15 protein-coding genes are annotated in these 14,502 nt (G+C 41.3%); all 15 read left to right on the top strand.

Features of this window, described 5'->3' with window-relative positions:
* Positions 1-7: 7 nt before the first annotated feature.
* The 15 genes from DWZ33_RS00710 to DWZ33_RS00640 all read left to right on the top strand — a co-directional run bounded on the left by DWZ33_RS00710 (position 8) and on the right by DWZ33_RS00640 (position 14,485).
* Positions 8-949 carry a bifunctional riboflavin kinase/FAD synthetase gene (locus DWZ33_RS00710; protein ID WP_182425451.1) on the top strand — a complete coding sequence of 314 codons (942 nt, stop codon included), beginning with the start codon at positions 8-10 and terminating at the stop codon, positions 947-949.
* Positions 940-2,316, top strand: a complete 1,377-nt coding sequence (locus DWZ33_RS00705) for a nucleotidyltransferase family protein (protein WP_118453462.1) — start codon at positions 940-942, stop codon at positions 2,314-2,316. The genes DWZ33_RS00710 and DWZ33_RS00705 overlap by 10 nt, the downstream gene beginning before the upstream one ends.
* A gap of 51 nt (positions 2,317-2,367) precedes the next feature.
* Entirely contained in the window at positions 2,368-2,835 is a 468-nt protein-coding gene (locus tag DWZ33_RS00700; protein ID WP_022937796.1) for a SpoIIIAH-like family protein, read from the top strand.
* A gap of 45 nt (positions 2,836-2,880) precedes the next feature.
* A complete protein-coding gene (locus tag DWZ33_RS00695) occupies positions 2,881-3,207 on the top strand; it encodes an Asp23/Gls24 family envelope stress response protein (RefSeq protein WP_022937797.1) in 327 nt (108 codons plus the stop codon).
* A 166-nt stretch (positions 3,208-3,373) separates the two neighbouring features.
* The gene (nusB, locus tag DWZ33_RS00690) at positions 3,374-3,751 is read left to right on the top strand and encodes a transcription antitermination factor NusB (RefSeq protein WP_022939590.1); all 378 of its coding nucleotides are present in this window, start codon (positions 3,374-3,376) and stop codon (positions 3,749-3,751) included.
* Entirely contained in the window at positions 3,748-5,085 is a 1,338-nt protein-coding gene (gene xseA / locus DWZ33_RS00685) for an exodeoxyribonuclease VII large subunit (RefSeq protein ID WP_118453461.1), read from the top strand. The genes nusB and xseA overlap by 4 nt, the downstream gene beginning before the upstream one ends.
* On the top strand, positions 5,078-5,290 hold the full coding sequence (xseB, locus tag DWZ33_RS00680; RefSeq protein ID WP_118453460.1) for an exodeoxyribonuclease VII small subunit: 213 nt from the start codon (positions 5,078-5,080) through the stop codon (positions 5,288-5,290). Before xseA ends, xseB begins: the two co-directional genes overlap by 8 nt.
* The gene (locus DWZ33_RS00675) at positions 5,283-6,119 is read left to right on the top strand and encodes a polyprenyl synthetase family protein (protein WP_118453459.1); all 837 of its coding nucleotides are present in this window, start codon (positions 5,283-5,285) and stop codon (positions 6,117-6,119) included. The genes xseB and DWZ33_RS00675 overlap by 8 nt, the downstream gene beginning before the upstream one ends.
* Positions 6,120-6,131: 12 nt before the next feature.
* Positions 6,132-8,009, top strand: coding sequence for a 1-deoxy-D-xylulose-5-phosphate synthase (gene dxs, locus DWZ33_RS00670; RefSeq protein WP_420841408.1), 1,878 nt, complete (start codon positions 6,132-6,134; stop codon positions 8,007-8,009).
* The gene (locus DWZ33_RS00665) at positions 7,999-8,766 is read left to right on the top strand and encodes a TlyA family RNA methyltransferase (RefSeq protein ID WP_118453458.1); all 768 of its coding nucleotides are present in this window, start codon (positions 7,999-8,001) and stop codon (positions 8,764-8,766) included. The genes dxs and DWZ33_RS00665 overlap by 11 nt, the downstream gene beginning before the upstream one ends.
* A 150-nt stretch (positions 8,767-8,916) precedes the next feature.
* Positions 8,917-10,569: a DNA repair protein RecN gene (gene recN / locus DWZ33_RS00660; RefSeq protein WP_118453457.1), complete on the top strand. Its 1,653-nt coding sequence runs from the start codon at positions 8,917-8,919 to the stop codon at positions 10,567-10,569.
* A gap of 66 nt (positions 10,570-10,635) precedes the next feature.
* The gene (locus DWZ33_RS00655) at positions 10,636-11,637 is read left to right on the top strand and encodes a SpoIVB peptidase S55 domain-containing protein (RefSeq protein WP_118453456.1); all 1,002 of its coding nucleotides are present in this window, start codon (positions 10,636-10,638) and stop codon (positions 11,635-11,637) included.
* A 158-nt stretch (positions 11,638-11,795) separates the two neighbouring features.
* Complete coding sequence (spo0A, locus tag DWZ33_RS00650; protein ID WP_022939598.1) at positions 11,796-12,626, top strand: sporulation transcription factor Spo0A; 831 nt, start codon at positions 11,796-11,798, stop codon at positions 12,624-12,626.
* A 52-nt stretch (positions 12,627-12,678) separates the two neighbouring features.
* A complete protein-coding gene (gene dinB, locus DWZ33_RS00645; RefSeq protein WP_118453455.1) occupies positions 12,679-13,845 on the top strand; it encodes a DNA polymerase IV in 1,167 nt (388 codons plus the stop codon).
* 61 nt (positions 13,846-13,906) lie between these two features.
* On the top strand, positions 13,907-14,485 hold the full coding sequence (locus DWZ33_RS00640; protein ID WP_022939600.1) for a stage II sporulation protein M: 579 nt from the start codon (positions 13,907-13,909) through the stop codon (positions 14,483-14,485).
* Positions 14,486-14,502: the final 17 nt, after the last annotated feature.

Here is a 14,502-nt window from a genome sequence, read left to right as displayed (position 1 = left end):
GAGAGTTATGGAAGTAATAAGAATGGGGATCGGTTCGATTCAATCATCGCCGGTACCGTTATCGGCTTGTATCGGATATTTTGACGGTCTGCATTTAGGCCATCAGCAGCTGGTAGCCAACGCAATCGCAGCTGCCAAGGATCATCACTGCCAAAGCGCGCTGATCACCTTTGATCCTGACCCTTGGGCAGTATTAAAAGATCTTCAGGATATCGACCATTTGACAACGATGGCAGAACGCATTGAATTAGGCGCTAAGCTGGGCATTGAAAAATGGATTATATTGGAATTTACAAAAGAGCTGGCCGCGTTAACGCCGGAAGCTTTTTTAAATCAGATTTTGATTCCGCTGAATCTGCACACATTAGTCTGCGGCTTTGATTATCATTATGGCTGCCGCGGGCAGGGGAACGTCGATACACTGAAAAAACAGAGTATTTTTGATGTCAAGGTAGTTGCGGAGGTTGATTATGCGGGGGAGAAGATCAGTTCCACAAGAATTGAAAAAGCGATCAGTGAAGGCGATATGGTTTTGAGTGAAAAACTTTTGGGACGTCCTTACAGCCTGCATGGCAGCGTTGTGCGCGGCAATCATGTCGGCACCAACGTACTGGGCTTTCCAACTGCCAATTTAGCTCTCAGCGATCATTATGTGATTCCTAAGCGCGGTGTCTATGTTGGCGCCTGCCGCTGTAAAGGTGAATTGATAAAGGCGATGATCAACATTGGACATAACCCAACATGCAACCATCGTGATGAGCTCAGCGTCGAAGCCCACCTGATCGATTTCAATCAGGATCTTTACGGTCAGACGATTACGCTGTATTTTTATGAAAAGCTGCGTGATGAAGTAAAGTTTGCCAGTGCTGATGAGCTGATTGCTCAGTTAAACGCTGACCGGCTCAATACAAAGAATTATCAAAGAAAAGAGGGAATGGCATGCGTTTAAGTATCTTTGATACCATTGATTCCACGCTGGCTCTGCTTGATGAGCGAAATGATCTTTATCATGAATTGGAGCAGCAGCTGAAATCAGATCTTTATGCTATTTTTGAAGCAGACGCGGAAATGATCGTCGATATTTTTTCACGTGTTAAGACGCGCGAGAGTCTGCGTGAAAAAATCATCCGCAATCGTTTCTATATCAACTATGACAACAGTGAGGATATTCTCGACAATCTTTCTGATTTGATTGGTGTCAGCATCGAATGCCGCTTTATTGAAGAAGAATATAAGGTACTAAAACGTCTGCGTGAATATTTCATCGTCCCTGATGAAGCAAGCGGTTATTTTTATAATGAGAATCATCCTGAGCTGTTTTTAGATACTGCTTCAAGACAGCCGCAGGTTCAGAAAAATGGTTTTTCAATTTATCGGATTGATGGTTTTATCATGCATAACGACATGAAGATCAACTTTGAACTGCAGATTAAAGCACTGGTTCATGCGTTTTGGGGTGATATTGAACATAAGCTCGTTTATAAGAATACAAATTATTATGTCTATGATAGTTTTATGGTTGATATTCTCTCCTCAATAAAAGCGAATCTGACAATCATTGACCGCCAGCTCAGCATCATTTACAATCAGATGCAGAATTCAAGTATGAGTGATGTTTCAATCAGTGAGAAGAGTTTTGAGAAAATCGTTACAAAGGCGATTAATGATCTCTTTGCGATGAAGATGAATGAATCAATCGGCTTTACGATTAATTTAAAGAGTACCAGTTCAATTTTAGGTCATTATATTTTTATCAAGGATATCCGTCATTCCTCAATGAATAATGACCGCATCTCGCTGTTATTTAAAACGTTTAAGAAAGTGAATAATTCACAGATGGATTTTGAAAATGAAATCGTACTGGATGGTGATTTCAGTTCAAATGACCCATTTATTCAAATTCTCGGTGAATATCTTGTTTCAGTCATCAATATAGATTATGACTGGTATGTTTTCTTCAAGATGCTGTTTTTTATTGAACCAGGCAATAATACTGAAGATTTTGTTTTATTCCTTAAAGTCATCAAAAATTATTTGGTCGATGATTATTGGCTGAAAACCAGCTTTGTAAGATTAAGCATGAGTGAAAGCGTCATGGTCCAAGATGAATGTGCGGCCATTCTGGCGCGTTCCCTGGTTGCTATTAAAACGATAGCGATCATCGATGATGACAAGATGATTGCTGTTAATAAAGCTTTTGTTTTATTCATTCAGGAGCTGGAAACCAGAGTCATTAATTACAGTGATTTCATGAATTATAAAGAAGCTTATTATCATGATTGGTTAAATCGGATGAATCATATTTTTAATCGTTAGCATAAACCTTTGCGCTGCGGCATAGGCTACAGTAGCAAAGGAGGTTTGCTTATGAATCGACAAGCCATTGCGTTTATCTCTTTGTTTTCCTTGATACTGATGCTTTCCGTCTATTATGTAAGTATGGATAACGATGATGTAGCCGTCATTCAGCCGCAGGATCATGAAGTGGTTTCAACGCTGAGCGATGGTTCACAGCCTTTAAAGGATCAAATCAATGAACAGGATCAAAGTGAGATCCAAAAGCAGAAGGAAATTCTTGGTACTAAGGGTGACAGTGAAGAAAAATCGGAAGCGCTGGATGCGATTGCCAAGCTAGAAAACAAACAGAAGCAGCAGCAGGAATATGAAGCACTGCTTAGTGAACAGGGCTTTAAATGTGTTGTAGAGATTGATGAGAGTGTGGTCAGAGTAACGGTTTATGAACAGGGAAAAGATCTGAATCTGGCAAATCAGATCATGAATCTGCTTTATGAAAAGGTCGGAAATGAAAAAACAATCGAAGTATCTTTTAGTTGAAATGTCTTAGGACATCAAGTATAATACAGGTAGAAGGTGATAATTATGGCTCAGGAATACATCGCAGTAAAACAGAAAAATGATTTAGGTTTAATCGCTATCAGCAAGTCCGTTTTTCAAACGATTGCCGAGATAGAGGTAGAGGAAGAGGAAAATGTGGCTTTAGCTGAGGCAACGCCATTTAAGAGTCCACTGGGTTGCAAGATTACCGATGACCGTCTTTACTTGTCCGTAGATATTAAAGTGATGTATAATGCAAATGTAAATGAGATTTGCGCAAAGCTTCAAAATAAGATCTATGACTCGATCAAGCACATGAGTGAATATGCGCCGGATGTGATTGATATTAAGGTTACAGGCTTTTTGTTCTAGTCATTTTTCAAAAATACTCCTTTGGGGGTATTTTTTCGTTATATAGGAAATTTCATTTTCTAGCATCAGAGCGCCATGAAGGAAATCATTTTCTTGTTTCTTTACTAATTAATGATACAAAAAAGTCTATTTATGATAAAATAGATAAGATGAATGGAGGAATCTTATGAATAACAGACATCAGCTACGCGAAAGTGCGATGACATGTCTTTATCAATACTTCCTGTTGAATAAGGATATCAAGCAGATCGTTTTTGAAAATAGTGAATCAAATGCTATTGATCCGTTTTTATACACGGTTACTATTGATGCAGTAGCGAATAAAGACTTTTATATTAAAAGAATTAATGAAACTTTGAGTGATGATTGGGAATTTGACCGTTTGGGCTGCGTTGAAAAAGCAATCTTATTGATGGCTGCCAGCGAGCTTGATTTTGAAACAGCTCAAAAACCGATTGTGATTGATGAGGCCGTTACCCTTACTAAAAAATATTGTGACGAAGACGCTTATAAATTGATTAACGGTGTATTGGATCAGCTATGAGTCAGGCAATCTGGAGTATTTCCTCATTAGTACGTTATATTAAAGCTTCATTAGATCGTGATATGAATCTTCAGTCAATTTTGATTAAAGGGGAAGTTTCCAATTTTACCCATCACCGCAGCGGTCATTATTATTTTACATTAAAAGATAACAGTTCCCGCATCAGCTGTGTGATGTTTGCATCTAATGCCCGCCGCTGTCCGCTGCAAATTAAGGATGGCATGAAGGTATTGGTAAGTGCGAATGTTTCAATGTATGAACCGCAGGGTAATTGTCAGCTTTATGTGCTGCAGGTACAGCTGGATGGTATCGGTGATTTGTATATGCAGCTTGAGGAAATCAAACGGCGGCTGAATGCGGAAGGACTTTTCAGTGAGACACACAAAAAGATGCTTCCTGAATATCCGATGAATATTGGCGTTATTTCAGCACGTACCGGAGCCGCTACCCAAGATGTCTTTACAACGATCAAAAGACGGTGGCCGCTTGCCTCTGTCTTTTTTTATCCTTGTCTGGTGCAGGGCAAAGAGGCGGAAGCTGATTTGATTAAAACACTGAAATCAGCTGACAGCAATCATCATGATTGTATTTTGGTTGTCCGCGGCGGCGGTTCTATCGAAGATTTATGGTGCTTTAACTCAGAAGCGTTAGCGCGCTGTGTTTATCAGTGTCAAACAGTGATCGTAAGCGGTGTCGGACATGAAACGGATACGACGCTGATTGATTATGTAGCTGACCGCCGGGCTCCAACACCTACCGCGGCTGCTGAATTGATCACTCCCGACCGCCGTGATGTAAGCGAACGGGTTAACGTTTATCGGCAAAGGCTTCAGCGCTCAGTTGCTTCACAGCTTCAGCAATGCACACAGGCATACAATCGTATCAAGGCTAATAAACTATTAAGTGAGCCCTTAAACTATATTCAAAATGATGCGATGCGGCTGGCGATGGATGTACAAAGACTGGAGAAGGTCGTAAGTATGGGAGAGCGTGAACGCTATAAGCTCAATCAGCTTTTTGAGGCGATGAGCAGCAGTGGGCGTCAGCTTTGCCTTGAAAACCGGCATCTGCTTTCTCAGATCAGCATTCAATTGCGGCACAGCATCGATGCGGTTAGTGAAGCGCGGAAATTGGAATTAAAACGCAGTGCTGCTTTGCTGGATGCTTTTAGTCCATTAAAGGTTGTAGCCCGCGGTTATTCACTCACTTATGATGAAAATCAACATCTGATTGGTTCAATCAATAATGTAAAAAACGATGATTTATTAAAGATCCGTGTCAGTGATGGCAGCATTCTGGCTCGGGTTGAAGGAAAGGAGATTATCAATGAGTAATGAAATGCCTTTTAAACAGTCCATGCAGCGGCTTGAAGAAATTGTATCGCTGCTTGAAAAGAATGAAATTGAATTAGAAACAGCGATTCAATATTTTGAAGAAGGCTTGAAGCTTGTGAATCAGTGTGATCAGCAATTAAAGAATTTTGAAGAAAAAGTAACGGTATTGATGGACACATACCAAAAGGATAATACCAATGAATAATTTTGATGAGCTGTGTACAGCCTTTTTAGAACAAATCAAGCCTTCTGCCGTTAAAGATGCGATGCTCTATTCCTTCTCTGCCGGTGGTAAACGGCTGCGGCCTAAGCTGCTGTTTGCGGCGCTGGAAAGCTATGGCATTCGTGCTGAGAGCGGCCTGCGCTTGGCGGCGGCCATTGAGATGATTCATACGTATTCATTGATTCATGATGATCTGCCGGCAATGGATAATGATGATTTAAGGCGCGGCAAGCCTACCTGTCATAAGCAGTTTGATGAAGCAACCGCTATTCTGGCAGGTGACGGCTTACTTACCGAAGCTTTTTATTATGGCGCAACAGCTACTGCTGATCCGGCGAAGAATGTCAGAATTGTCTGCGCGATGGCTAAAGCAGCCGGTGCCAACGGCATGATTTTGGGTCAGGCGCTGGATCTTGAGGCGGAAAAAAAGACTGCCTGCGCTCTGTCTGAGCTTGCTGTTATTCACCAGGCGAAAACCGGCGAATTGCTGACTCTGCCTTTGATTTGTGCCGCTATTATTGCTGATCGTGATGAAGATATTGAAGCGTGGCAGACATTTGGCGCTAAGCTTGGTTATTATTTTCAGATTCAAGATGATATCCTCGATTTAAGTGTCAGCAGTGAAGAGCTTGGTAAAAGTACCAGTGATCTTCATAATCATAAGCAGACCATGGCAACTTGTTTAGGGATTGATGAAGCTAAAAAATTGGCCGAAGCATGTTATGAAGAATTAAATCAGCTATGTGATAAGCTATCACAGCCTGAACCGATTCGTGCCATTCTTTTAACACTGCATCATCGAAGACGATAAAAAGGAGTGTGAATGCTGATGAATATTGAAGAAATCAAAGGTCCGGAAGACATAAAAACAATGTCTGTCAAAGAACTTGAAGCACTTTCTTCAGATATAAGAAAGTTTTTGATTGCCAGTATTGCGAAGACGGGCGGTCATCTTTCCAGCAACTTGGGTGTCGTTGAGCTGACGGTTGCCCTGCATTATGTATTTGATTCTCCGCGTGATAAAATAATCTTTGATGTTGGTCATCAAAGCTATGTGCATAAAATTCTAACCGGCCGGGCGCCTGCTTTTAAGACGCTGCGGCAGTTTAAAGGTCTTTCAGGCTTTCAGAAACGCGCTGAAAGCATTCATGATCCATGGGAAGCCGGGCATTCCAGCACCGCTTTGTCGGCAGCGCTGGGAATGGCGGTAAGCCGTGATCTGAATCATGAGGATTACTGCGTCGTACCCGTTGTTGGTGATGCGGCGATGGTTGGCGGTTTGTCCATTGAGGCCTTAAATGAAATTGGCTCGGAACAGCGGAATATGGTCATTATATTTAACGATAATAATATGTCGATATCGCAGAATGTCGGCGCTTTAAACGAAACCTTTACGCGGCTGCGGACTTCCAAGCCATATAATGATTTGAAACAGGATATCAGCGGCGCATTATCGACTTCTAAGGCTGGCGAGTCGGTGCTGAATGTCATGCGCAATGTTAAGAATACGGTAAAGAAAAACATTTCGACGAATTCATTTTTTACGGAATTGAATCTTGATTATATCGGCCCCGTTGACGGTCATGATATTAAAAGTCTGATTAAGACATTAAAAATAGCGAAAAAGCACCGCGGACCGATCGTGGTTCATGTGATCACCAAAAAAGGGAAGGGATATTCCTTTGCGGAAAATGATACAAGCGGTAAATGGCACGGTGTTTCCCAGTTTAATATTGAAACCGGTGAAGTGCTGAATCGGCTGCCGGAAAATCATTGCAGCTGGAGTGAAATCATTGCCAATACAGTTTGTGATCTGGCTAAAACCAACGATCATATTGTGACCTTAACACCGGCGATGATATCCGGAAGCAAGCTTGAGAAGTTCTTTTCGCTTTATCCCGAACGTGCCTTCGACTGCGGAATTGCCGAAGAACACGCGGCGGTATTTGCGTCTTCTCTGGCCAATGCCGGACAGCGGCCTTTTTTAGCCATTTACTCCTCCTTTATGCAGCGGGCCTATGATCAGCTGAATCATGAGATGGCGCGCATGGATCTGCCGGTGGTCATCGGGATTGACCGCTGCGGTTTAGTCGGTGAGGATGGCGCAACTCATCATGGTATCTTTGACATTCAGCTGCTTCGAGCCCTGCCTAATTTTATCCTCTGCGAACCAAAGGACGGCGAAGAGGCTCAGCAGCTGCTATATACAGGCTTTAATCAGCAGCATCCCTTTGCGATTCGATATCCGCGCGGCAGCAATGTCTATCAAAAGGTCAGTGAATATCAAAGTATTCCTATCGGATCATGGACGCGCTGGCGCTTTAATCAAGAAAGCAAGGCAATTGTAATTACCTATGGCTGTGATGTGGATCGGGTGATTTCTAAGGCAAGTATTAATGAAATTCCAATTACAGTTATCAATGCGCGTTTCTTTAAACCTTTGGATGCTGAGATGCTGAAGGAATGCGCGCAGACTAAGCTGCCTGTTATCGTCTATGAGACTGATATCTTAAGCGGCGGTTTATCCTCAGCCATTCTTGAAACATGCAATGATCTGGGCATCAGTATGCCGCTTGTCCGCATTGGGATAAAGGATCACTTTGTGGAACACGGCTCACTGCCGCAGCTGCGCAAAGTTGAGAAAATTGATTTAACGACTTTATTTAATAAAATTACGGAGTTGATACATCATGCGGATTGATCAGCTGTTAGTCGCTCGTAAATTCTGTGCCAGCCGTGCTCAAGCCCAAGATGCTGTCAAAGCTGAACGGGTAAAGGTTAACGGTAAAACGATTATTAAATGTTCACAGGATTTTGATGAAAACGCCGATATTGAAGTGAGTGCGGCTGAATTGGCGTTTGCTTCCAGAGCCGGTCTTAAGCTTTATCACGCATTAATGGATTTTGAACTGAATGTTAAGGATCGCATCGTCCTTGATGTAGGGGCTTCGACCGGCGGCTTTACTGATGTCTGTCTGTCTCAGGGGGCGGCTCATGTTTATGCCTGTGATGTCGGCAGCGGCCAATTGATTGATAAGCTGCGTCAAGATCCGCGGGTCAGCAACATGGAGAACATCAACTGCCGCTATCTTGAAGCGAAGATGTTTGATCCGTTGCCTGATTTTGTGTGCATGGACGTTTCTTTTATCTCAATCCTATCAATCATGCCGGCAGTCTTATCATGCCTGAAGCCGGAATATGAAATGGTCTTGCTGATTAAGCCGCAGTTTGAAGCGGGGAAAAAGGATATCGGTAAAAATGGTATCGTTAAAGATTTAAAGGTGCATCAGCGGGTGCTCATGCAGACGATTGACGGCCTCCTTCAGCTGAAAATCTATCCTCAGAAGCTGGCAAAGTCTAAAGTATGCGGCCGTGACGGTAATCAGGAGTATGTTGTTTACTGTTCCTCAACACCTTCACATAAGGTTTTTGATTATCAAAAAATCGTTAAGAGCTGATTGTTAATGATAACGCAGAGTGAGCAATCACTCTTTTTTTCTGAAACTTTATCAATGAGAAATTCAATATAAAAATATGTGTAAAACGGTGCCATTTATTGATAAATAATGGTACAATAACACATATTAAGAGAATTGAAAGGAGAAGCTATGCTTAAAGAAATTTATGTAAAAGACTTTATCCTGATTGATACTGCCGCTTTGCAGTTTACCAATTCAATGAGTGCGTTTACGGGTGAAACGGGTGCCGGCAAAAGCTTGCTGATTGATGCGATCGCACTGCTTAAAGGCAGCCGGTGTAATGCATCGATGGTTAAAAAGGGGGCTGAGAAAGCTTTGGTTGAAGCTGTTTTTGAATTGGCTGCCGATCATCATTCATTAAGCTTATTGAATGAGTATGGCTTTGAAAGTGACGATAATACATTTATTGTTACCCGTGAAATTAACAGTGAAGGCAAGAGTACAGCGCGTATTAACCATCGCACGGTGCCGGTGTCAATGCTGAAGGAAATTATGGAGAATATCATTGATATACATTCTCAGCATGATACGCAGTATTTATTAAACAGCAAGTATCATACGACATTGTTAGATCAATATCTCAATGATTTTGAAGCTTTGCAGCAGGTACAGACAGCTTACCGCGAATATGCGGATCTGAAGCATGATTATGAAATGGCAATGAATCAGACTTATAATGAAGATGATCTTGAATTCTTGCTTTATCAGGTGCGTGAAATTGATGAAGCCGCAATCAGTGCTGATGAGGAGGAACAGCTGATCGATGAGCAAAAGAAGATGATGGCTTTTGAAAAGCTGAGTCAGCGTTTAGCAAACGCAATTGATGCGCTTGACGGTTCAAACCGCGCCAGTGAATCCTTGTATGAAGCGGTTCATGAATTATCTTATTTAGAGGAGTTTAACGATATAAAAGGGCAGCATGAAGTCTTGAATGATCTTTATTATTCGTTAAATGACGCGCTGGATAGTCTGAAGCAGATTTATAATCAGCTTGAATATGATGAAGAACGCAACAATGAGATTCAGGAGCGATTATTTGTCATAAATAATCTAAAACGTAAATATGGTTCCACTATCGCCCTGATTCTTGAAAAACGTGATGAATTAAATCGTAAGATTGAAATGATTACTCATCGTCAGGAGTTTATTGAACAGCAGGAAGCGCTTTTAAAGCAGGCGCTTGATCGTTATAGTGCTGTTGCCCTTGCTTATTCTAAAAAGCGTCAGAAAGCGGCTAAAACGCTTGAGAAAGAGATTTGCAAGGAATGTGTTGATCTATATCTTGAGCATGCGCGTTTCTCGGTTAGCTTTAAAGAACAGGCGCCTTCAATCAATGGCATTGATAAGATTGAATTTATGATTTCAATGAACCCTGGTGAAGATATGAAACCGCTCGCCAGTGTTGCCAGCGGCGGTGAATTATCACGTCTGATGCTTGGCATGAAGATCATTTTCACCAGACTGCAGGGCATTGAAACCGTAATTTTTGATGAAATTGATACGGGCGTATCCGGCAAGGTAGCCTTTGCAATCGGCCGTAAAATGGCTGAACTGGCGAAGCATACCCAAGTGTTCTGTGTTACTCATCTTGCTTCGGTAGCCGCCTGTGCAGCAACGCAGTATCTTGTTGAGAAAAATCAGCAAAAAGCCTTTACGAAGACATCTATCCATGCGCTGGATGATGAAGAACGGATTCGCGTTTTAGCGATGATCGCCAGCAACAGCGATAGTGAACCCGCCCTTTCAGCCGCGCGCGAACTGCTTCATAAGGCACAGTCATAAAATGGTTTGTTAAAGAAAATATAACCCAGCAATCAGCCTCCACACTAACAAGGGAGGCTGATTTTAATGAAAAAATTACTGGCATTAAGCTTATCTTTATATCTATGCACCACGCTTCAGCTTTCTGCAAAAGAAGTCCAGCTCGGCGGCGATACGATCGGTATCCAAATCACCTATGACGGCGTCATGATTACCGGTACTTATACGCTTGAAATCGATGGCATGAACTATAATCCTGCCGATCAGGATATCAGACCTAAAGACTTGATTCAGGCCGTAAATGGTGAAACGGTCACCACGATCAAAGAATTAAGCCGTCAGCTTGGCTTAGCCGCAGAACAGAAGGAAGCTGAATTAACCATTCTCAGAGACGGAGAAACAATTAAACGCAAACTGCTCATTCAAATGATTAATTCACAGATCCGCACCGGTTTATTAATAAAAGATGAAACGCTCGGCATCGGTACCCTGACTTATATCGATGAACAGACACAGACCTTTGCCTCATTGGGTCATGAAATCATTGATGCAGATACCAAAGAGAGCATTCAGGCTGATTCGGGAACCATCTATGAATCACAGGTTCAGTCCATACGCAAGGCTAAAAATGCGCAGGCCGGCGAGAAAAACGCAAAAATCGATTTTGAACAGCCGCTGGGTATCATCACCAAAGTAAATCGTTACGGCGTGTTTGGTGAAATCGTCGGCAGCAGCTCACAGCCCTTGATTCAGACCGGTACCCAGCAGGATATTCATCTAGGCGAAGCAAGCATCTTTACCGTTTTACATGATGATGTTATTGAAGAGATAAAAATCAACATTACCAAAATTAATCAACAGGACAACCAAGATATAAAGGGCATTGAATTTGACGTTATCGATGAACACTGTATCAATGTCAGCAACGGTATCGTTCAAGGCATGAGCGGTTCACCCATTGTCCAAGATGATCTGCTTGTTGGGGCTGTAACTCATGTGGCGACAAGCAAGCCGCAGAAGGGTTATGGCATCTTTATTGAGTGGCTGTTGATGGAGAGTGAGAATGAGACGACAAACGTCGACAATTAATGACGAATTATGTCAATTTCATTCCTTTTTTTGTACAAAAACAGCAAAAATATGAGAATATGTATGAATTCTGAGCCCCTTTCGACAAAATATTATCAAAAATTTACGTTTAAGTTCTATAATAATATCTATGAGCTAAAAAAGCGGAGGGAATAGTTATGAGTGAAAAGCTAAGTGTTTACATTGTTGACAACAACTCAGAGTTCAGCAATCGGATCAAAGATGAGATCAGAAAATCATCGTCCTATGTGGTTGTCGGCAGTGCTGTCAATGGGGAACAATGCTTGAAAGAAATGAGTAATCGCAGCGTTGATTTACTGGTTCTTGATTTAATTATGCCTGTGAAAGACGGTTTGCAGGTATTAAGAGAAATGAAGGATCATCATATGAGTGCCAAGCATATCCTGTGCATGACATGTTTTATCAATGATATGATGATGCAGGAATTAAACAATTATCAGATTGATTATTTATTACAAAAGCCCATTAATTTTTCTGATTTTGTACAGAAGCTTGATATGATATCCAAATATCAAACCAAACAGACCATACCGAGCCGGCCCGTACCCGTTGTTGATAACAGTGAACGTGATAAGCTTCAAAAACTGGAGCTTGAAAGCGATATCACAAATATCCTTCATGAGATTGGCATCCCAGCACATATTAAGGGATATATGTATCTGCGGACAGCTATTCTTGAAACATATCTTAACATGGACTTTTTAGGTCAAATCACGAAAGTGCTGTATCCTGAAATAGCCAGAAAATATTCTACTACTGCATCAAGGGTAGAAAGAGCGATTCGCCATGCTATCGAAGTAGCTTGGAGCCGCGGCAATATTGATATCATCAATGAAATTTTTGGTTATACAATCAATGCTTCTAAAGCGAAACCGACGAATTCTGAATTTATCGCGATGATTGCTGATAAGCTGCATCTTGATCATAAGAAGAAAAATCGCAATGATTCAATGAGTTGTTACCGTTAAGGTTTATTCTTCTTCTTGAATTTGCTATAATGGCAGTTAAGGAGAAAAATAAATGGGAAAAGTATTATTTCATATTGATTTAAATGCATTCTATGCGAATGCTGAAATATTGCGTAATTCAGCGTTGGCTGATCAGCCGATAGCGGTATCCGGTATTAGTCGGCGCGGCGTGGTATGTACGGCTTCATATAAAGCGAGGGAATACGGAGTGCGCTCTGCCATGCCTTTGCAGCAGGCATATCAGCTTTGTCCGGATTTGATCGTATTGCCCTGTGATTTTAACTGGTATGAAGCATGTTCGCAGCGGTTCTTTCAATTTATCCGGCAATTTACGCCCTTTGTAGAACCGGCAAGTATTGATGAATGCTATGCCGATATGAGTGAGACCATCAAAAAGTTTGAACGGCCGCTTGATCTGGCATGGCTGATTCAGCAGCGCTTATTAAATGAAATCGGACTGCCCTGCAGCATCGGTGTCGCGCCAAATCGATTTTTAGCTAAGATGGCAAGTGATATGCGTAAACCGATGGGTATTTCTGTCCTACGCATCCAGGAAGTACCTAAAAAGCTATGGCCGTTAGATATTCGTGAGATGCAGGGAATCGGTAAGAAAACAGCGCCGCTGCTGATTGAAAACGGTATTCATACGATTGGTGATTTTGCTGATCCGGCAAATGAGCGCAAAATCATGCAGCTGTTAGGTAAAAATGCCTATACCAAGATTTTAAACGCCCGTGGTCAGGATTCCAATAAGCTATGTTTTGATACCTCTTATCAATCAATCTCACAGTCTACGACATTAGATAAGGATATTAATGATTATGATGAGGTAAAGAATGTATTTCGCAGACTGGCAGCTTCACTTTCACAGCGCGCCCGCCATGAAAACATAAAAGGGAAGCATTTATCGGTATCAATCCGATACAATGATTTTTCTACGATTGTACGCTCATGTTCTTTAAACAACTATACCAATGATGCAGATGTAATTTTAGAAAATGCATATTTGCTGTTTGATAAAAACAATGAATCCAGTCTGCCGATCCGGCATTTAGGTATTGCCCTTGGCTCTCTCTATTCAAGTACAAGTTCAGTAGAACAAATTGATCTATTCGCTCAGCCGGAAACACTCAGTCAGCAGGATGTACTGAACGAATTAAACAAAAATCTAAAAAGCGGTTCACTGGTTTATGCTTCAACATTGCTCCAAAAGAAGTAATTGTCGAAATATAAATGAGCTAAACTGCTTTTTTCTTTCATAAATTAAACTGAGGTGGTTTATGAAAAAGAAAGAATCATTTTCGCTGACATTTATCTATTTATTAATGATCGCGGGTTTTCTCTGTGGCTTGATTATTTCCAGAATCGTTGATTTAAGCAGTGTTACAGCACTAGACTCTTTATTAACGACGGTTAATCAAAACAGTGATACTTATGCATACTTTGTTTCGCAATTTGTGATTGGTATTATTTTTATCTTATTTATTTTCTTTTTAGGTACTTCAGTCATCGGTATTCCAGCCATTGCTTTTGTATTATTTACCCGCGGCGTGCAGATTGGTTTTTCATGCGTATTGTTTGTTGCTACTTACCAGCTAAAAGGGATTTTGGGGATTTTACTTGCCTTGCTTCCGCAAGTGCTTTTAGATATCGCAGCGATCGTTATCGTGGCTGTATTTTCGATTGAATGTTCAACGCATCTGCTTTATTGTACGCTGAATCCGATGAAAATGAATGCTAAGGATTATGTCAACCGCGGACTCACGCATTTATTGCTGGCTTTTGTCTTTGTACTGATTGGCTCTTATTTAAAATCTACGTTGATTCTTAAGCTAATTGAACTCTTTAATTTGATATAGTGTGCTATAATATTAGC

The sequence above is a fragment of the Dielma fastidiosa genome (genome assembly GCF_003475485.1).
GTDB lineage: Bacteria > Bacillota_I > Bacilli_A > Erysipelotrichales > Erysipelotrichaceae > Dielma > Dielma fastidiosa.
This window is presented reverse-complemented; position numbering and strand designations above follow the sequence as displayed.

Coding starts and splice junctions, on each gene's coding strand:
- DWZ33_RS00710 (WP_182425451.1), top strand. CDS start 8: ATGGAAGTAATAAGAATGGGGATCGGTTCGATTCAATCATCGCCGGTA.
- DWZ33_RS00705 (WP_118453462.1), top strand. CDS start 940: ATGCGTTTAAGTATCTTTGATACCATTGATTCCACGCTGGCTCTGCTT.
- DWZ33_RS00700 (WP_022937796.1), top strand. CDS start 2,368: ATGAATCGACAAGCCATTGCGTTTATCTCTTTGTTTTCCTTGATACTG.
- DWZ33_RS00695 (WP_022937797.1), top strand. CDS start 2,881: ATGGCTCAGGAATACATCGCAGTAAAACAGAAAAATGATTTAGGTTTA.
- nusB (WP_022939590.1), top strand. CDS start 3,374: ATGAATAACAGACATCAGCTACGCGAAAGTGCGATGACATGTCTTTAT.
- xseA (WP_118453461.1), top strand. CDS start 3,748: ATGAGTCAGGCAATCTGGAGTATTTCCTCATTAGTACGTTATATTAAA.
- xseB (WP_118453460.1), top strand. CDS start 5,078: ATGAGTAATGAAATGCCTTTTAAACAGTCCATGCAGCGGCTTGAAGAA.
- DWZ33_RS00675 (WP_118453459.1), top strand. CDS start 5,283: ATGAATAATTTTGATGAGCTGTGTACAGCCTTTTTAGAACAAATCAAG.
- dxs (WP_420841408.1), top strand. CDS start 6,132: ATGCTGATGAATATTGAAGAAATCAAAGGTCCGGAAGACATAAAAACA.
- DWZ33_RS00665 (WP_118453458.1), top strand. CDS start 7,999: ATGCGGATTGATCAGCTGTTAGTCGCTCGTAAATTCTGTGCCAGCCGT.
- recN (WP_118453457.1), top strand. CDS start 8,917: ATGCTTAAAGAAATTTATGTAAAAGACTTTATCCTGATTGATACTGCC.
- DWZ33_RS00655 (WP_118453456.1), top strand. CDS start 10,636: ATGAAAAAATTACTGGCATTAAGCTTATCTTTATATCTATGCACCACG.
- spo0A (WP_022939598.1), top strand. CDS start 11,796: ATGAGTGAAAAGCTAAGTGTTTACATTGTTGACAACAACTCAGAGTTC.
- dinB (WP_118453455.1), top strand. CDS start 12,679: ATGGGAAAAGTATTATTTCATATTGATTTAAATGCATTCTATGCGAAT.
- DWZ33_RS00640 (WP_022939600.1), top strand. CDS start 13,907: ATGAAAAAGAAAGAATCATTTTCGCTGACATTTATCTATTTATTAATG.